Annotated in this window: 13 protein-coding genes; 8 read left to right on the forward strand and 5 right to left on the reverse strand. The window is 47.3% G+C overall.

Annotated features, from left to right (window positions below; all coding sequences use genetic code 11):
• The first annotated feature begins 15 nt into the window (after positions 1–15).
• The 7 genes from MYF79_RS10855 to MYF79_RS10885 all read left to right on the forward strand — a co-directional run bounded on the left by MYF79_RS10855 (position 16) and on the right by MYF79_RS10885 (position 12315).
• Positions 16–4191 carry a PKD domain-containing protein gene (locus MYF79_RS10855; protein ID WP_247813894.1) on the forward strand — a complete coding sequence of 1392 codons (4176 nt, stop codon included), beginning with the start codon at positions 16–18 and terminating at the stop codon, positions 4189–4191.
• Between the two features lie 22 nt (positions 4192–4213).
• Positions 4214–5221, forward strand: coding sequence for a PorP/SprF family type IX secretion system membrane protein (locus MYF79_RS10860; protein ID WP_247813895.1), 1008 nt, complete (start codon positions 4214–4216; stop codon positions 5219–5221).
• A 38-nt stretch (positions 5222–5259) separates the two neighbouring features.
• Positions 5260–7044 carry an OmpA family protein gene (locus MYF79_RS10865; protein ID WP_247813896.1) on the forward strand — a complete coding sequence of 595 codons (1785 nt, stop codon included), beginning with the start codon at positions 5260–5262 and terminating at the stop codon, positions 7042–7044.
• Positions 7045–7080: 36 nt separating this feature from the next.
• A complete protein-coding gene (locus MYF79_RS10870) occupies positions 7081–8112 on the forward strand; it encodes a type IX secretion system membrane protein PorP/SprF (protein ID WP_247813897.1) in 1032 nt (343 codons plus the stop codon).
• A 75-nt stretch (positions 8113–8187) separates the two neighbouring features.
• Positions 8188–8745, forward strand: a complete 558-nt coding sequence (locus MYF79_RS10875) for a hypothetical protein (protein ID WP_247813898.1) — start codon at positions 8188–8190, stop codon at positions 8743–8745.
• A 108-nt stretch (positions 8746–8853) separates the two neighbouring features.
• Positions 8854–9435 carry an RNA polymerase sigma factor gene (locus MYF79_RS10880; RefSeq protein WP_247813899.1) on the forward strand — a complete coding sequence of 194 codons (582 nt, stop codon included), beginning with the start codon at positions 8854–8856 and terminating at the stop codon, positions 9433–9435.
• Between the two features lie 267 nt (positions 9436–9702).
• Positions 9703–12315: an outer membrane beta-barrel protein gene (locus MYF79_RS10885; RefSeq protein ID WP_247813900.1), complete on the forward strand. Its 2613-nt coding sequence runs from the start codon at positions 9703–9705 to the stop codon at positions 12313–12315.
• A gap of 6 nt (positions 12316–12321) precedes the next feature.
• On the opposite strand, the gene MYF79_RS10890 is transcribed toward MYF79_RS10885, so the two are convergent.
• The 3 genes from MYF79_RS10890 to MYF79_RS10900 all read right to left on the reverse strand — a co-directional run bounded on the left by MYF79_RS10890 (position 12322) and on the right by MYF79_RS10900 (position 15101).
• A complete protein-coding gene (locus MYF79_RS10890; protein WP_247813901.1) occupies positions 12322–13935 on the reverse strand; it encodes a hypothetical protein in 1614 nt (537 codons plus the stop codon).
• Positions 13928–14464, reverse strand: coding sequence for an RNA polymerase sigma factor (locus tag MYF79_RS10895; protein ID WP_247813902.1), 537 nt, complete (start codon positions 14462–14464; stop codon positions 13928–13930). Before MYF79_RS10895 ends, MYF79_RS10890 begins: the two co-directional genes overlap by 8 nt.
• Before the next feature lie 181 nt (positions 14465–14645).
• The gene (locus MYF79_RS10900; RefSeq protein ID WP_247813903.1) at positions 14646–15101 is read right to left on the reverse strand and encodes a hypothetical protein; all 456 of its coding nucleotides are present in this window, start codon (positions 15099–15101) and stop codon (positions 14646–14648) included.
• Between the two features lie 418 nt (positions 15102–15519).
• On the opposite strand from MYF79_RS10900, the gene MYF79_RS10905 reads away from it, so the two are divergent.
• Complete coding sequence (locus MYF79_RS10905) at positions 15520–16593, forward strand: TIGR03118 family protein (protein ID WP_247813904.1); 1074 nt, start codon at positions 15520–15522, stop codon at positions 16591–16593.
• Positions 16594–16713: 120 nt separating this feature from the next.
• On the opposite strand, the gene MYF79_RS10910 is transcribed toward MYF79_RS10905, so the two are convergent.
• Both MYF79_RS10910 and MYF79_RS10915 read right to left on the reverse strand, forming a co-directional pair.
• The gene (locus tag MYF79_RS10910) at positions 16714–17871 is read right to left on the reverse strand and encodes a FecR family protein (RefSeq protein ID WP_247813905.1); all 1158 of its coding nucleotides are present in this window, start codon (positions 17869–17871) and stop codon (positions 16714–16716) included.
• 38 nt (positions 17872–17909) lie between these two features.
• Positions 17910–18464, reverse strand: a complete 555-nt coding sequence (locus MYF79_RS10915) for an RNA polymerase sigma factor (protein ID WP_247813906.1) — start codon at positions 18462–18464, stop codon at positions 17910–17912.
• Positions 18465–19140: the final 676 nt, after the last annotated feature.

Below are 19140 nucleotides of genomic sequence, written 5' to 3' on the forward strand. Positions count from 1 at the left end.
ATAAAAAATGGTTTTATGGAGAAATGGACATTGCTTTTAACCAGACAATTCTTTGCTTGCTATTGCTCTCCGCCTCAGGGCGGGGGCACTGGCGGCAGGAAATTGCTCCGCAGCAGCCTGACAGCCACCTTGCTCGTCCTGCTGACTTGTTTGCAAACCTATGGCCAGAACTTATCCAACAAAGGCAAAAGCTTTTGGGTGGGATATGGCCACCACCAGTTTATGGAGCCTAACAGGGGCAACTCGCAGGAAATGGTCTTGTACCTGAGTGCAGAAGAACCCGCAAATGTAACGGTGACAATAGACGGTACTACCTGGACAAGATCTTACAGCATCCCTGCCAACACCGTTATAGCCACCGACCAGATTCCCAAAACCGGGACTTTCGACGCGAGGTTATATTCCGTGCCGCCTACATTCGGTGGTACAGGAGGAGAGGGGCTCTTTATCAAAAAAGGGATCCACATCGTAAGTGATGTACCCATTGTAGCCTATGCACACATATACGGATCAGCATCATCAGGTGCTACCATGCTGATGCCGGAAGAAACCTGGGGTTATTATTATGTATCGCTGAACAGCCAGCAGGACTATGATTTTGACTGTTTCTCCTGGATGTTCGTAGTAGCAAAAGATAATAATACCAAAGTAGAGATCACCCCTTCTGTACCTACACGTAACGGTAAGCTTCCCGGCGTGCCTTTCACGGTTACATTGAACAGGGGAGAGATCTACCAGGTGATAGGTGCATCTTTAGGAGGCAGTACCGGCTATGAAATGACCGGTACTACGGTAAAGTCCGTCGCTAACTCAAATGACACCTGTTTCCCGATAGCGGTATTTTCCGGTAGTAGCCGTACCGCCATTGCCTGTGCCGGTAATTTCGGTTCCAGTGGCGATAACAATATCCAGCAGATCTTTCCTTCCCAGGCATGGGGAAAACGTTACCTCACCGCACCTACTTCTACTGATAATGTAGCGGGTAGTTTCATGACCAATCCATACAAGGTGGTAGTGAAAGATCCCACGACGATCGTGAAGCGCAATGGTGTACAGCTAACAGGTCTCCAGGGTAATTCATATTACGAATTTGAAAGTAATACGCCCGATTATCTCGAATCAGATAAACCCATTCTCGTTGCCCAATATATGGCCTCTACCGGCGCCTGTCCCAACACAGGTGGCGATGGTGACCCTGAAATGATCTACCTCAGCCCCGTTGAGCAATCCATTAAAAGAATAGGTTTTTACAGGAACAACAGGGAAAGCATCCGGGTAAACTACCTGACCATGATCATTCCCACGAAGGGTACTGAATCCCTGACAATTGATGGTCAGCGGAATGCATGGACGGTGGCCGTACCACACCCCAACAGACCCGGTTATTCTGTTGTCATAAAACGTTGGAATTCCAGCCAGGCGCAGGCCATCGTACAAAGCGATTCCGCATTCACCGCCGTAACCTATGGCCTGGGTTCTGTGGAGAGTTATGGCTATAACGCAGGCACCCTCATTAATAACCTGAACGTAATCGGTGTTATTCATAATGAAAAAGATACCTCCTCCTACAAGAACGAATTTACCTGTACGCAAACGCCTGTAGAACTGTCGGTGCTTTTGGCATACAAGCCGACCGAGATGCAATGGAACATCAGCAAGCTGGGAAACATGATCACGCCCAATGCCGATGTATCGCTCACCAATCCGCAGCCCACAGGCGAAGAGTTGGTGAATGGCGTACCCTACTATAAATATACTTTACCGGGTACTTATGTATTCAGCACCATCGGTACCTACGAAATACCTATCACGAATACACACCCCAGTATTGAAAAATGTGATCATAAAGAAGAAGTGAAAATCACTGTAGATGTGAAGCGGAAGCCAACAGCTTCTTTTAAAATTGACTTCACTGGCTGTACCATGGATACGGTGTATTTCAAAGGCGACAGCAGTGGCAACGGGTACAATATTGACCGCTGGAAATGGGTATTCCCTGGCGCAGTGCAGGACAGTGGTGCACTGGTGAAACGCAGGTTCCCCGTGGGACAACAGAATATCCAGCTGAGCGTGATCTCCAAAGAAGGATGCCTGGCAGATACGATGATCCCGATTACAGTGGTGGCAAAACCGGTTGCTGACTTTAACACTGTACCCGCGGCACTTTGCGAGGGCGGTGGTGTCAGCCTGACAGACCAGTCCACCTATGGCGGCACAACGCCTGTGAAGAACTGGTACTGGAACTTTGGCAATGATACCACGGCATCACTGGATAAAGCTACTGCGCAAACAGCACATTATCCTAAATACGGTACCTATACTGTTTCCCATGTGGTGAAGGTGAGCGAGCTCTGTGTGAGTGATACTGTAAAGAAACAGGTGCAGGTAAATGCAAAACCGGTATTAGGTTTTACTTATCCGCAGAACTGCCTGGAGGTAGATGGCCTTGTACAGTTCAACAGTACCACTACGGTGCCTGATGGACAGGCTATCAGTACCTATGCCTGGAACTTCGGCGATGCCAATGCTACACCGGCTAATCCGAATACTTCAGCTGTGGCCGATCCACAGCACAACTATACCAGTTTCGGCACTTATAACATTAAATATACGGTTACCACTGCCCAGGGATGTACGAAAGACACTACGGTGTCTGCAACGTTCAACCTGAAGCCCCGGCTGGCCTTCACAGCCTTGCCTGCAGTATGTGTGAACGATAAACGCGTGATATCGGTGGCAAAAGGCAGTGTGACAAATGGTGTGACAGGTACGGGCACTTACAAGGGCCCGGGAGTATCTTCTACCGGTGTGTTCAATCCGCTGACCGCAGGTGCTGGTACACACACGGTGTGGTATGTGTTCTCCACACAGAGTGGTTGTACCGATTCTATATCTGCCACCATTACCGTACATCCGAAGCCGCAACCTGCTTTCACTGCCAACGAGAGTATCTGTTTGGGAGAAGCGGTGAATTTTGCGGACCAGTCGACAGTTGCCACCGGCAATATCACCACCTGGAAATGGATCTTCGGAGATGGTAACAATGAAACACGGACAGATAACACGCCGTTTAGCAGGACCTATACGGCCTGGGATACCTACAATGTGAAACTGGTAACAGTAAGCAACAATGGTTGTATCAGCGATACTGCTGCAAAGACGATCGCAGTGCATGCAATGCCGGTTCCGGACTTTGGCTTACCCACCAGCATCTGTATGCCCGATGGTACGGCCAGGTTCACAAACACATCTGCTGTTCCGGATAATGCCGCTCTGACCTATCAATGGGCTTTCGGTGACGGAGGCGTGTCAACTGCAGCAGCGCCGGTTTATAATTACAAAAAGGGAGGTACTTACACGGTATCACTGACGGCTACTTCGGTGTATGGCTGTACTGTTACCAAAGAAAAAATACTGGATGCGTTCTTTAATCAGCCACAGGCCGACTTCAGCGTTGCGCCGGACACATTGTGCCAGGGTGCTGATAATGTCTTTACAGACAAGAGCAGGGATGATAATAATAATATCGTTTCATGGGCATGGACCTTTGGCGATGGCAGCGGATCGACAGACAGGAATCCCGTGAAGCGCTACAGTCAGCCGGGCAATTACCCTGTGCAGCTGGTCGTTGCCAATGGCGCAGGCTGCGTATCCCAACCGTTCACCAGCAATGTAGTGGTATACCTGCAGCCGGTCATAGATGCAGGACAATCCTTCATCGTACCACAGGGTACGGTCCTGACCTTTAACGCCACTGCCAATGATTCTACCGTACTTAAATTCCGCTGGTCGCCGCCACTCGGACTGTCTGACCCTACTGCCCTGAGGCCTACGCTCGCTGCCATGGAAGACCAGGTATATACATTGACGGCTATCGGAGAAGGAAGTTGCAGTGCTATGGATGAGCTGTCGGTGAAAGTATTCAAAGCAGTAAAAGTACCTAATGCATTCTCACCCAACGGCGACCAGGTAAATGACAGATGGGAGCTAACTAACCTGTCTGAATATGCAGATTGCACGGTGGAAGTGTTCAACCGTTACGGACAACGTGTATACTATTCAGAAGGCTACAAGACGCCATGGGATGGCTCTTATAAAGGCCACCTGTTACCAGCGGCTACTTACTACTATATCATAAAACTGAAGAATGGATTTGCACCACTGACGGGGTACGTAGTCATTTTATTTTAACAATCGCTAAATATCGACCAAAATGAGAAATATACTATCTATCATCCTGGTATTGCCCTTTCTGATCTTTACAGGGAATACAGCAACAGCGCAGACCGATCCGCATTTTTCCCAGTATTATGTGTATCCGTCATGGCTTAACCCGGCCTTAACGGGTGCATTTGATGGCCAATATCGTATTTCAGCCATCTATCGTAATCAGTGGGGAAACATCAGCGATCCGTTCTCGACTTACGGTGTAGCGGCAGATTTCACCACGAACAAGCAATTCAACTTTGGCGCCAGTGTATTGAACCAGAAAGCGGGCGACGGTGGTTATAACTATACCACTGCTTACGGAAGCGCCTCTTATACCGGCGTACGTCTCGGTGCTGCTGGTACACACAGGATTGTGTTTGGCTTACAGTTCGGCATGATCCAGCGCAAGTTCGATGCGTCCAAGCTGACCTTCGGCGACCAGTGGAACCCTATTACCGGTTACAATCCCGGTACGCCCAGTGGTGATGCTTTCAGCAGAACATCGGCTACATCATTCGATGCCGGCGCCGGTGTATTGTATTACGATGCGGAGCCAGGAAAGAAGTATAACCTCTTTGGCGGTTTCTCGGTATCACACCTTACAAGGCCTACCGACCAGTTCAGCAAGAATGGCGATGCCCGGTTCCCTATGCGCTTTACAGGCCATGCAGGTGTGAAGCTGGCCATCACGGATGCGATCAGTGTAACGCCTAACCTGCTTTACCTGCGCCAGGGCAATGCGGAAGAAAAGATGGCAGGCGCTTACGGACAGCTGTTTGTAAACCCGATAACCGATGTGTTGCTGGGTGTGAACTATAGGTTCAAAGATGCAGTATCCACACATGCCGGCTTTACCTACAAAAGCTTTACGCTGGGGGTAAGCTATGATATCAATACATCTGAACTGAGCAAGATAGCCAGGGGCTCCAACAGTTTTGAACTGTCGCTCACCTTCATCGGCAGAAAGCTTTTCAGATCGCAGGAAGTGGAGTTTGTTTGTCCGCGTCTCTAACATGAACCTTCATCCATCAAACGTATCAAAAGAAACACATGAAACATATCTTTCTTACAGCAGTACTGTTTTCGGCGGTAACAATAAGCAAAGGACAGGTTGCTTATAACTACCTGAGGTCTGCTGACTATTACTACAAGAATGCAGAGTATAGTTCTGCCGCGCCGTATTATGAAAAATACCTGGCAGGCGCCAGGAAGATCGTAAGCGATGCTGCATACCGGCCTTACAACACGCAGCCATCTGCCAAGAAATCGCTGGCTACGGTAAGCTCAGAGCAACAGGCTATCTATAAACTGGCAGAGAGCTACCGTTTACTGCACGATTACAGCAAGGCAGTACCCTGGTATGCGGAGGCCATGGAGTTTGATAAAACGGCGTTCCCGCTGGCTCCTTATCATTACGCAGTAGCCTTAAGGGCGCTGGGAAGGCATGAGCTGGCAGAGAAAGCATTCACCTATTTCCTGGAATCATATACACAACAGGATACCTACCGTGAAACAGCACAAAGGGAATTGCAAAACCTCCGCTTCATCATTGCAGAGATGAGCAAGCCCGATCTTAACATGTATAAAGTAGAGAAGGCGCCTGAAGTGATCAACCCGATAGGTGCTAACTATGCCCCTGTATGGTTGAAAGACAGCGTGCTGGTATTTACCTCTACCAGGCCGGAGAAAGGCGCGAAAGGACATGCCTTTGTAAACCGCCTGTATACTGCTAATTACGCCTCCGGACAACCGGATACTGTAAGCCTCCTGGTCATTGCACAGCCGAAGGATGTAGACCAGGGAGTGATCGCATTGAGCCCTGATGGCAATACGCTCTTTATGACACGCTGGACGGTGAAACAGGGGAAGAAGAGTGCAGCGATCTACAGCAGCAAAAAGAGTGGTGATACCTGGAGTGAGCCGGTATTACTGGATACTGTGCTGAATGTACCCGGCTACAGTTCACAACAACCCTTTGTAACACCCGATGGCAAACGCCTGATCTATGCCAGCGACAGGCCGGGTGGTGTGGGCGGTTTCGATCTCTGGGAAGCAGAACTGAACGGAGAAGGAACGCCTTTCTATACAAAGAACCTTGGCCCGGTGATCAATACTGCCTGGAACGAGGAAGCACCTTATGTACATGCTGCTTCCAACCTGCTGATCTTTTCTACGGATGGCAGGGTAGGCATGGGCGGCTTTGACTTCTTTTATGCGAAAGATTCTGCAGGCGCCTGGAGCACACCGGTGAACTTCGGATACCCTGTGAATTCTGTAAAGGACGATATGTATTTCATCAGTAAGGGCAGTAAGGAGAACATCCTGGAAAATGTGTGGCTGTCGTCCGACCGGGCAGCCGCTTGCTGCCTGGAGCTCTTCTCCCTGCAGAAAGTAGTGCCACCGCCACCACCTCCACCGCCGGCGCCAAAACCGGAACCACAGGTTGTTGCGCTGGAACCACCAACGACAGATGGTCCTATTGTACTGGAGAATATTTACTACGATTTCAATATGTCTTACCTGCAACCGGCATCTTTCCCATCACTGGACAGGCTGGTAGCGATGCTGAAAAAATACCCGGCTATTGTGATAGAGCTGAGCGCGCATACAGACAGCAAAGGTTCCAATGCGCTGAATGAAAAATTGTCTGAAGACAGGGCGAAGAGCTGTGTGGATTACCTGGTAAGCCAGGGCATTGATGCCAGCCGCCTGCAGGCAAAAGGCTATGCAGCTACCCGTCCGATAGCGCCTAATACCCATCCTGACGGATCTGACAACCCGGAAGGCCGTGCGCGTAACCGCAGAACGGAGTTCAGGATCATCAGCGGCAGATAATAAGCTATCCGCACACCACTTAAAAAACAAAAGCTTATGAAAAGAAAACCATTGTTGTTGCTGCTGCTGGCGTTATTGTCGCAGGAGATCTATGCACAGCAACAGCCGCATTATACGCAGTACATCCTGAATCCGTTCATCATCAATCCTGCAGTGGCGGGCATTGAAAACTACTGGGATGTAAAGGCGAGTCACCGGCACCAGTGGACCGGTCTGAATGGTGCACCGGTTACAACCTACTTAACCGTTCATGGTCCTCTTCGCAAGAGTGATTACCCACAGGCCAGTGTAACCGGTCTGACGCCTCCCGGGGAGAATCCCAGGGGCAGGGCTTACTGGCAGGAGTATACCACGCCGCCTGCGCATGCAGGTATGGGGGTGACCATTCTGAACGACAGGACCGGTCCCCTGAACAGGTTCTCCTTCAGTGCTACATATGCGCATCACATTCCGCTGTCATCGCGACTGAATGTAAGTGGTGGTATTTCCATAGGCATGCAATCCGTATCAGTAGATGCCGCCAAGCTGCAATTCCAGCAGCCAGGCGATCCTGTGGTTGCTTCCAGTACCCTGCTGAACAAGTGGCGTCCGGAAGTGAATGCAGGGCTCTTACTGTATGGTGCTGACTTCTATATAGGTGCGGCCGTCCAGAACATTGTTCCCCAGGAAATAGCCTATGATAATGGTAAAGTAGTGGGTGATTCTCTATACAGGGGAAAGCTGGTGCCGCACCTGTTCTTTTCGGGAGGTTACAGGCTCTGGATGACGGAGGATGTGAGTGTATTGCCATCCGTGATGGTAAGGCTGATCACTGCAGCGCCCATCAGCTATGATGTGAATGCCAAGTTCCTGTACAGGGACCGTTTATGGTGGGGCGCTTCGTACCGTATCAAAGACGGCTTTGCCGCCATGCTGGGCGTGAATATCAGCTCTACGGTGAACATCGGTTATTCGTACGACTACACGACATCATCGCTGAATACGGTCAGCAAAGGCACGCATGAAGTGCTCATCGGTTTCCTGCTGGGCAACCGCTATGGGGACCTCTGTCCGAGAAATAACTTTTAACAGCAGGATGGAATAACTCAACCTATAAATTTTAAACAAAACATCATCATTAAACAACAAACAAACAATTTACTTATGAAACGAATTTCCAGCTACTTCTTTGTTGCATGTATGTTCTCCCTCATGATCGGTATGGCTTCCTGTGGAAAGGATGGCGCAACAGGTCCTGCAGGTCCGGCGGGTGCAAACGGTCCGAAAGGCGACAAAGGAGATAAGGGGGACAAAGGAGATGCAGGATCTGTAAACATCACTTATTCAGAATGGCTGGATACACAGTTTGCACTGGATACAGCTACAGGCGAATATGTATGGGGCGTGGACGTGGACGCTATTGATGCAGATCTGCTGAGCACAGGTTTTGTAAAAGTATATTTCAACCTGTATACGGCTGATCAGCCAAACATTTCATCTGTTCCTTATGTAGAGGGAGACCTGTATATCAGGGAAGTGTTGACAGAAGGCGGCTTACTGTTGTTCAGCAACTTTAATGTAAGCACGCAGACAGACAACAACGGTAACAAGAGATTCCAGGTAAGATATGTAATTGTTCCGGGTAATGTAGCTGCACGTGGCAGAAGCATCGACTGGAGCAAGTATGCTGAAGTGCAGGCACTTCTTGGCATTAAGAACTAGTTTACTAATGACCATCTCCATCAAAACCACATGTAAGATGGCTGCTTTATCCAGGGCGGCCGATTTTTTCAACTTCTTTATTGCCCGGTATTTTAAAAAAATAATGACATGAAAAGATATTGTGACCTGACAGATGAAGATCTTATAAAATCGTACAGATCCGGCGATGACCGTGCGTTTACGGTACTTGTGCATCGCCATAAGAACAGGATCTTTACAACTATCATGCTGTTGGTAAAAGACAGATGCCTGGCGGAAGATATATTCCAGGATGTGTTCATCAAGATCATCAATGCCTTCAACGAAGGCCATTACCTTGACAACAGCCGCTTTATAGCCTGGGCTGTCAGGATAGCCCATAATTGCTGCATCAGCCATTTTCGTAAAAAGACAGCTGCTTTTGCCCTTATCTACAGGGATGAATTAATCAACAACACTTACAAACATGTGGATAGCCAGGAGCACCGCATCATTACGCGGGAAACCCATGCATCCGTACACGTATTGATCGACCGCCTGCCGGAAGCACAGCGTGAAGCGCTGATCTTACGGTATTATGCCGACCTCTCTTTTAAAGAGATCGCACAGATCGTCAATGTAGGTATTAATACCGCATTGGGAAGAGTGCGTTACGCTGTCATGAACATGCGTAAAATGATGGAAAGAGAACAAACACCTGAAGCTGTGTAAAAGCTCCACCCGGAGCTTTTTACCGGTTTTATCCCCATACCGCAGACAGGATGCAGTCCGGCCATTTTTTTACTGGCTATCTCCTCAAAAAAGCCTAAATTGAACAGGCAAGTAACTTATTGCTTTGGGATACTTTTGTATTTACAGGAAGCCCCGGAATCATGATTAATTTATAGCCTTTAGCCAATTAGCCAAGTTAGCCAGTTAACCCGTAATCCAACAGTATCCCCCTTTATTACAGGTCTGAAATGAAGCCCAGTTTTTTATATGAAAAGGATCTTCCTGTTCATTAGTTTCCTTTGCTGTCTGCATACCCTGTCGGCACAGACTGTCTATGACGTATCAGGCACTGTCAGGGATACAACCGGTCAGGAAATGATCGGGGCCAATGTATGGCTGATAGCAGGCCGGGACACAATGCATACCATCGCCAATGATGCCGGTAAATTCATTTTCAGGAATGTACCGCAGCCGGTATTTACTATCCGCGTCACCGTAATCGGGTACGAGACCTGGTACCGTGAATTCTCGTTTAAAGAAGCAGGCACCCAGATAGATCTGCCGCTTATCAAACTGTCCCTGAAGACAAGCACCCTGAAAGAAGTAGTAGTAAAAGGTTCGGTCCCGCCGGTGGTGATCAAGGAAGATACGATCGAGTATCGCGCGGACCAGTATCACCTGCGGGAAAACGCCGTGGCGGAAGACCTGTTGAAGCGATTGCCCGGTATGCAGGTGGATATGGAAGGGAATGTGCAGACCATGGGGAAAAGGATCACTAAGGTCAGGATCAACGGGAAAGACTTCATGATCACCGATATTAAAACACTTACACGCCTCCTGCCGGCAGATCTCATTGATAAAATACAACTCATAGACGATTATGGTGACCTGGCCCGTGCTACCGGCAGGAAGGTGGGCGAGCCGGAAAAGATCATCAATATCCAGACGAAGGCAGACCTGGAAAAGGTCTACCAGGGGCAGGCCCTGGGTGGCGTGGGCAATGATGGCCGGTATAATGCCGCCGTACTGGCAAACTACTTCAGTGAAAAACAGCAGCTCTCTATTAATGGCAATACCAACAACATCTCCGCACAGGTAGGCAATACCATTACCTCTACCGGCAACATCAACTACCGGGGTAATTACTCCAAGGAGTTTTCCATGAACGTGGGCATCATTGGCGGCCGTACCACCAGTGATGTGGAGTCTTTAAGCACGGTAAAAACAGTGACGGATGAAGGAACGCTTTCCAGTGTGAACACCAGCAATAACAGCAGCCGTAATGATAATTACAATATCAATATCGGTACGGAATACAAGCCGAAGGAAGGGGATATGCTCAACTTCAACCTCAACTACAGCGGCAACAAATCGTACAACAGTAGTATGACCAGCGCTATACAAAGCGGCCTGCAAAGGAAGGACCAGATCTCTACCGGTCTGAACACCAACAGTACACCTGTTTTCCTGGCTGGCCTGTTTGGTTCCCATCGTTTCAACGGACTGGGAAGGATCATCTCCCTGGGTCTTTACGCCAATACTACAAAAAACAACAACCTGCAGGATGGTATTGACAGCCTCCGTTATTATAACCCCGACAGCACTGTTGCAAAAGATTCCGTGTTACACCAGCTGCTGGATAAAAAGAACAATACTTTTACCGGCAATGGCCAGTTGTCTTATGTAGAGCCATTGGATTCAGCCAATAGCCTTGAATTAAGATATTCTCTCAATTACAACCGTACCGACAACATCCAGGAAACCCGCTGGGTAAATCCTGACGGCAAGATCAATGTGATCGATTCGCTCAGCAATCAGTATATCTATACGATGATACAGCATCAGGTAGAGCTGAACTTCCGCAGGGTAAAGAATAAATGGGATTTTACCTTCGGGATGCGATTGCAACCGGCCAGTATGACCAGCAGTATGGCAGGCGGCGCTAACAAGGCCGTGGTGAGCAGTAATAAGCTGGTACCTGTTTTCCGTATTCAGTACAAACTGCCTAAGCAGGCGATGATGAGCCTCTCTTATGCCGGCAACGTGCTCTTCCCGACTTACCAGCAACTGCAACCGGTACCTGACCTGACAAATGCACAGTTCCCCATCATCGGTAATCCTGATCTTCGTCCGGCGTTTGCGCATTCCGTGTTTTTCAATTATCGTAATGCGGGCATGAATACTTTGTTCATCCACCTGTCCGGTAACTATACGCAGGATAAGGTGGTAACGAATGTCTCGCTGGTGAAAGACAGTTTTAATACGGTGAAGCAGGAAACCCGTTTCCTGAATACGGGCGGTGATTATAATTTCCGTTTCATCTACGGATGGTCCTACCGCCTCGCTGATGGTAAGTATAACCTCTTCCTGGATGGCAACAGCTCTTACAACAATAACATCCTGTATATGGATAATGTCCGTAAAACGGGCCAGAACCTGGTAGTAACACAGTCCCTCAGGGGTAATATGCTGCGGGAATTTGCCGAACTGACGGCCGGTGTAGCTTATACCTACAACAGGAATGTGTACGTGCTGCAGGAGAATAATATTACCAATATCCACACCTGGAATTTCAACCTGAACGGCAAGGTGTATTTCCTGAAAACATTCAGCCTGGGCGCTGATGTGAATAAACAATTGAACAGCGGTTTCAGTGGTGCGCTAACGGCCAATCCGCTGTTGGTGAATGCCACACTGGAAAAGATGCTTTTCAAAAGGAAATTGACCCTTCGCGTGCAGGGCTTCAACCTGCTGGATGAAACTTCCAGGCTCTCGCAGAGTATATCAGGCAATACGGTGACAGAGAATCAGAACCGGTTGCTGGGAAGGTATTTCATGGCCACGCTGCAGGTGGATCTGCGCTTGCTGAAAGGGAAGTAACACTCGTCACCTCCTCCATAGCCTTCTTCTCACTATCAATTCCGCGTTTAATGGTCCTGTAGGTATATCCTTAGTCTTGCTCACCCGGGTAAGCGGCACTATTGCGCGTAGCCCAAACTGCCATTTGCCAGCCATATAGTCCAACTCAACCGTGCCATTGATACGTACCTTAGATAACTCCTGCTTGTCTGCTGCGGAGGCTTTAAAGACGCTTGTCTTTGCCACCCGCATGCTATCCATGATGGTCTGCCGCACTACGGCCTGTTGCAGGAATAAGGCCTGTACGCCTGCACCGAGCTGCCATTTCGGGCGAATAGGCAACTGGTATTGCAGGGCTATTCCTGAGCCGAATTGTTTCAGTAAAGACTGGAGCGTATCATAGGGCAATGACTGGTGGCCAACCTTGTATTTATTGAACTTTGGTGTAGCGGCTACGGTGGGCTGTACATCCAATGATAATGCACCTCTCCATAGCTTCCTTTCAATCCTTACTGATGGAATTAAATAGCGATAAAATTGATCTTTACCATTAGGCCCCATAAAATAGGAACTGCTATTGTACAATGGCAATGTTATATTTAACTGCGCATATACGGCCCAGCGTTCGGCCCTTTCCCTGGTGTGGTGTGGATGTAATGTCAGCTGGCTGGCTTCATGTTGTAAACTGGTGTTATATCCTGTAACAGGAGCATGTATCGTCGATAATTGCAGGGTAGAGCGGTTTAGCGTTTGCTCTGCAACCTGATTGTTCGCATGAGTGCTTGTTGGAACCTGGTTTGTTGAGGGTATAGCAGCTGTTTTCGTAGCATGACTATCCGTGTAAGCGCTTATTGGCGATGGCGCCTGTACTGTTGTTGAGGTACTGGGGATAAGTGCAGCATCTGTTTTTGCAGTGTAATTGCTATCGGAAGCAGATAGCTTTGACTGTCTTTTGTTTTTAGCCAGTTGCTTTGTTATAGAGTTCTCCTCAAGAGGATGTTCAGCTATCGCCAATGGTTTTACATTTTTTTTGCCTGTTGTAATCTCACCGGAGTTAAGCCGGGTACTTGTTCTTTCAGCTGTATATTTCCTGTTAGATGCTAATGACGGCGATAATGATGCCGATGATCCTGAGCCTTGAGATGTTTGTTGTGATGGTGATGATGGTAATGCTCCCGGAACTTGTGATGATCGTGGAGCCTCTGCCGCTTGAGAATGCGCAGATGGATGAGTGTTGCTGGCAGCACCTGGTGCCTTGTCCGTTGCTGAAGATGTTGTATACCCGGAAGCAGTATCCGTTTGTTCTGATATTGGCTGTGTGTGATTGTCAGGCCCGGAAGATACGGTCTGTACATGAGCTAAACTGGTATCAGCAACATTATTGCCGGAAGATGGCAACTGCCTGTTATTGTTATGGCTGTATTGCCACAAGGCAAGACCGATAATAGCTACAACTGCGACCACAGATAGGCCTTTTACCCAGATGTAACGTGCAGGCGCAGGGGCAGGTAATTTCCCTTCAGCAGGCAATTCCGCGTCCAGCTTTTTTAGCATGGACTGCCATGCCTGATCGGCAGGCGGTATAGGAATTGGTAATTCCTCTTTGTTGAAATCTTTATTGCCCGAATGTTGCTCAGCCATGTTTAGAATAATACTTTAGTAATACCGGCTTTAATTTGTTCCTTGTCTCACTCAGATGCCATTTCACCGTGCCCTGGCTCAATTGTAATCTTGTACATATGTCATTGATCGAAAATCCTTCAAGGTAGAATAAAATACAGATAGCCCTGGTTGCCGGCGGTAAAACATCCAGCAGTTTATAGATATCTCCTGATTCCATAGCAGCAAGCGGATTATCGCTGTGGGAAATCTCAATGCCCTTCACATCCACATGCGCTGCCCATTTGGCCGTTTTAAGCCTGTCCAGCGCTGTATTACGCACTATAGTGTATACCCAGTTGAAGAATTGCCCCTTATCGTCTTTAAATAGTCCTATATTTTTAAAAACCTTCAGCATACCATCGTTCAATACTTCCAGTGCGTCTGCCTGCTCGGGGAAGAATTTCCGGCACAATAGGAATAGCGCAGGATAAAACTTTCTGTAAAGTTTCTCCTGACCTAAGCGGTCGTTAGCTACGCACTGTTTGATCAATTCCTGAATATCTTCCAAATGAAATTGTTCCGATAGGTATACAATAATTTAATTGATGGTGGCTATTCTAAACGACTTTTACCGGATAGCTCCCCTTATGAGCGTCTCCGGTAAAAGTGCAAATATAGCCTGCTCTGCTACAGTAGCACTTGTGGCCTGTCACTACTGTAACGATGTTGAGCCTGATTAGTTACAGCCATCACCGGGGCCTTTTGCGTAATCCGGTTGTGTCATGATGCGGGAACGTATCATACGGTGGCTGGGGTGGATTCGGTGGATATGACGGGAAGGTGTCATGAGGTGGATAGGGAGGATAGGACGGAAAAGTATCCTGCGGCGGATAGGGAGGATACGGCGGGAACGTATCGTGCGGAGGGTATGGCGTATGCGGGAAGGTGTCATGAGGCGGATAAGGGAACGTATCATGAGGCAGGTGTGGAATGCTATCGTGAGGAATAGTATCATGCGGGATGGTGTCATGAGGAATGGTGTCATGCGGGATCGTATCGTGCGGAATACTATCCGTAGGAATAGAATCCTTGTCATACGCCAGGCCTTTCCCCTTCAGTTTATCCTGCATGGACTCCTTGGTACAGGAACTTTGTATGAAAATAATAAACCCGGTAACGGCCAGGACTCCGATCAATTTTTTCATAGAGTATGTGTTTATATAATGATGAACGGTGGGTGGATGGCAAAAGGTTGGGTGTGCTGCAAAAAATTTTTTTCCGTTATGTAAATTTTATGTTCAGGCTGTTATGGGGTATGTTTTAAAACCATCTTAAAGAGGATTGATTCGTAACGTATTATGGTAAGGCAGGTATAGCGAAGCCAAAATAGTATGAGGGATGAAAACCAGGCAAAAAATATACATTGATCCTAAGGCAACTTTTCCGGTGAAACACACGTATTAATTAAATAACAGTGCTTTAGACGTCTCCTGTCCTGTCTTCTCCGCTTTCAATATTCATTCACCGTTAAATAACAAAGAAATGATAGTGTTTTCTGAAAAATGTCCGGTGATAAATGCTGTAAACACAGGGTCACATATAGACATACCTCCACGGACATCAATGCGAAATCCTTTTTTCCTGACCCTTGGCAGTGCAGTAATACTCTTAATGTTAAATGTTGGGTGTAGTAAGAATAATGGCTATAATAACAATCCTCCTCCTCCTGCTTCCAACAACTATAGCCAGGTAAACCTTGTTACAGATGTTGGTGGTGGGCCCTATAGTTCTACGCTGGTAGATGCCAGTCTTATCAATCCCTGGGGGATTGCCGTTAATCCGGCCGGAGTCATATGGATAGCCGCTAATCATACCGGGCTTAGTACGGTGTATGATAAAAATGGTAACACTGTATTGTCGCCCGTTACCATTGCATCTCCCGGGCATGCTACAGGAGGCGCACCTACCGGCATTGTATATAACGGGACTAATGATTTCCAGGTAGCGGGTACCCCGGCTAAGTTCATTTTCGATACGGAAGACGGGACTATTACAGCCTGGACTTCCGGCGCTGTGGCGCCTATTGTAGCCGACAGGTCTGCACAGGAAGCCGTTTATAAAGGGCTTGCTTTAGCGAAGGATGGTGCAGAGAACTTCCTGTATGCGGCTAATTTTCATGCAGGCACCATAGATGTCTTTGATAAGGATTTTCATATGGTCACCACTAAACCATTTGTGGATCCGAATATGCCGGCCGGTTTTGCGCCGTTTAATATCAGGAGTATCGGCGATAACCTGTACGTCACCTATGCCAAACAGGACGCGGATAAAGAAGATGATGTGGAAGGTGATGGTAATGGCTATGTGGATATTTTCAAACCCGATGGCTCCCTGGTAAAAAGGTTTGCATCACAGGGGGCACTGAATTCCCCCTGGGGGATTGTTGCCGCTGCTCCCGGTTTCTGGGAAGTTGATAATACCATCCTTATCGGCAATTTCGGCGATGGAAAGATCAGTGTGTATGACCAGGATGGGAAGTTTTTAGGTCAGCTGAAGAAAGGAGATAATCCTATTGTTATAGGCGGATTATGGGCGCTGGAGAATAATATACCTTCTACGGGTAACCAATTATATTTTACAGCGGGACCGAGTGATGAGACGCATGGGGTGTTTGGGTATGTGATGAAGGCGAATTAGTTAAATGATCTATAAGTGGGGTTGCCTGCCGGCTTAAGACCGGCAGGCGGATGAAACAGTTTTAGAGGCGGCTGACACTAAAAGGAGTTGGATTGGCTTTTGATGTTGCCTGCGGGAAAATTAGTTGAAGCGTATATGGATTGTGCTGTCTGCTGATGTAGAATAGTCAATTGCGCCGGTGGCCTTTAACCCTTTTAATTGGAGGTCCAGCGGCTGATAGCGGTCAAGTACTCCGGAGAAGCGTTTGTCGGAGGCTTGCTTATTATCCAGCACTATCTGTACGCCGAACAAACGGGGGATCACCTTACATACATCCTCAAATTTTGCATTGCGGAATATGAACTGGCCGGTACGCCAGCTTAAGGTTTCATATTCGTCAAATTTATTGACGTTTATGCCCTTCTCTGAAACGGCGCCCATAAAACCGGGGGCCAGGATAATACTATCGTTGGATGACTTTACTTTTACTTTACCGTTCACCAGGGCAATTTTTGCCAGAGAGTCGTAAGCGTTCACGTTAAACTCTGTGCCCAACACCTGTACTACAGATCCCGGTACATGTATGGTTAGTGGTTTGGATGCATCTGTCGCTGCCTTGATATAACATTCGCCAGTCACGTATACATCCCTGGATGGACCGCTAAACTTCAATGGAAACTTAACGGTACTTGCCGCATTCACCTGGATACGGGAACCGTCAGGTAGTACCAGTGAATAGTCTTTCCCAGCGGGCACAGTCAGTGTCGCATACTGTTCAATATTTGATTCCGCTGCATTTAATGTAAGTGTCTTGCCACTCACTTTCCAGTTGGCGCCACCGGCATTTACAGATGTATCTTTATTTATATTATACACCGTTCCGGAAGACAGTGTCAACTGCACCGTCTTAGCTGAGCTTTTTTCTGAAAAGGCTTTGGCGGTTTCTGTATAATTGCTCTTATTGTTTGTAAAGACACCTATATTAGTAATGAATAATACAATAGCGGCAGCTGCAGCAGCAGCCAGACCTGTTACCAGGTAAACAACCTTTTTACGTGGTTGCTTTGCCGGCTCAATTTTGCTGAGCAAGGTGACTGTTTGTGCCTCAGTAGTATGATCAAGCAGGTATTGGTTCACTTCCTCAGAGCCAACTTTTTCCCACAAATGATTCCGGATTTCAGCAATTTCAGGGTTTTCATTTACTTGTTGTAGCAAAAAGACGCTCTCCTGCTCGGTCAGTTGACCGTCAATCTCCTGCATTATCAGCGAACGTATATAGCCAAGGTTATTTTCCATCATATTATATCTTATAAAATCCACCAAAAAGTAACGTCCTGCTACAGACTTTTTTTTGATCCGAGCACACTTCTCAGAATTCTTAGCGCCAGGCTCACATTATTCTTTACGACCTGCAGGCTTATGTTCTGTTGTGCGGCAACGCCTTTTTGGTTATGTCCCTCCATATATTGTAGCATAAATGACTTACGGGCAGCTGGAGGAACCATTTGTAATGCCTTATCCAGGAGCTTAGCAAGTTCTTCCTGTTCAAATGGATGTTCCGTGGTGATTTTTTCAGATATATAATCATACATCTTCTGTTTCTCTGCCTTATCCAGCTTACTGCGTATATGTAAGACGCTTGCATTCCAGGTAGCCCGCAGCAGGTAAGGTAAAAAGGGGCCTGTGCCAATCTTGTCCCGCCTGCTCCATACATCGATGAAAATCTCCTGCACAATATCTTCCGCATCGGCCAGGTCGTTAACAATATAGAAGGCCTCTCTCAGCATCCTGGTCCTGTATTTGGCATGCAACTCTGCCAGGGCCGATGTACTATCCGCCTTAATTTGTTCTAATAGTTCGATATCGCTGAGCTTAGTTTCTGTTCCCTTCATATGGCAAGTCCCCTGATGCCTTTTATTAATAGTTTTTAAACATAAAAATGATGCCGGGCTGTAAATAACCGGTCAAGATTATGCCACATGGCTATTGGAGGGGAAAATGTGTGGATTGATGGCATATTGAGATCATAAGGCATTATGCTGACAATCGGTTTTGGTCGAAAATAATTCAATTCATTCGGAAGTTAAGTAAAATACAATTGATTCTCATCACATTTTAGTTGATTTATCTATCAAAAACAATGAAGATCAGTTCGCTAGCATTAAAAAGTTTTTGGTCAGTACTTCAACTTTTGAGTAGTCAAAAAAAAGTTTAATCCGGAACATTACCTTTTTGTTATTTTCTTAAGATAGATACAGGGACTGTATGATACCGATGCGACGGGGGTATAAAAATGTCGCCGATACTAACCAGCCCGTATACCTTATGATAATATTTATGTGAGTGTATTTATATTATTAAGATAGTACGACTAGCTAATGCTTTATCATTTTCCCGATAACCTTTAAAGAACACATTGACTGTCACAATAGCGCTTATTGGATCTTCATCCGATATGAATCGTTTTTGACGGCAATCTGTTCAGTCTGAACTGTAGTGTACAATATGGTTCCGATAAAGGTTAAAGGGAATGGTATACCAACCATTTTCTTGACCAAAATACTGTGT

Source organism: Chitinophaga filiformis, from assembly GCF_023100805.1.
Taxonomy (GTDB): Bacteria; Bacteroidota; Bacteroidia; order Chitinophagales; family Chitinophagaceae; genus Chitinophaga; species Chitinophaga filiformis_B.

Excerpts from the sequence above, each read along its gene's own strand:
- MYF79_RS10855 (WP_247813894.1), top strand. The coding sequence starts at position 16 with ATGGAGAAATGGACATTGCTTTTAACCAGACAATTCTTTGCTTGCTAT.
- MYF79_RS10860 (WP_247813895.1), top strand. The coding sequence starts at position 4,214 with ATGAGAAATATACTATCTATCATCCTGGTATTGCCCTTTCTGATCTTT.
- MYF79_RS10865 (WP_247813896.1), top strand. The coding sequence starts at position 5,260 with ATGAAACATATCTTTCTTACAGCAGTACTGTTTTCGGCGGTAACAATA.
- MYF79_RS10870 (WP_247813897.1), top strand. The coding sequence starts at position 7,081 with ATGAAAAGAAAACCATTGTTGTTGCTGCTGCTGGCGTTATTGTCGCAG.
- MYF79_RS10875 (WP_247813898.1), top strand. The coding sequence starts at position 8,188 with ATGAAACGAATTTCCAGCTACTTCTTTGTTGCATGTATGTTCTCCCTC.
- MYF79_RS10880 (WP_247813899.1), top strand. The coding sequence starts at position 8,854 with ATGAAAAGATATTGTGACCTGACAGATGAAGATCTTATAAAATCGTAC.
- MYF79_RS10885 (WP_247813900.1), top strand. The coding sequence starts at position 9,703 with ATGAAAAGGATCTTCCTGTTCATTAGTTTCCTTTGCTGTCTGCATACC.
- MYF79_RS10890 (WP_247813901.1), bottom strand. The coding sequence starts at position 13,935 with ATGGCTGAGCAACATTCGGGCAATAAAGATTTCAACAAAGAGGAATTA.
- MYF79_RS10900 (WP_247813903.1), bottom strand. The coding sequence starts at position 15,101 with ATGAAAAAATTGATCGGAGTCCTGGCCGTTACCGGGTTTATTATTTTC.
- MYF79_RS10905 (WP_247813904.1), top strand. The coding sequence starts at position 15,520 with ATGCGAAATCCTTTTTTCCTGACCCTTGGCAGTGCAGTAATACTCTTA.
- MYF79_RS10910 (WP_247813905.1), bottom strand. The coding sequence starts at position 17,871 with ATGATGGAAAATAACCTTGGCTATATACGTTCGCTGATAATGCAGGAG.
- MYF79_RS10915 (WP_247813906.1), bottom strand. The coding sequence starts at position 18,464 with ATGAAGGGAACAGAAACTAAGCTCAGCGATATCGAACTATTAGAACAA.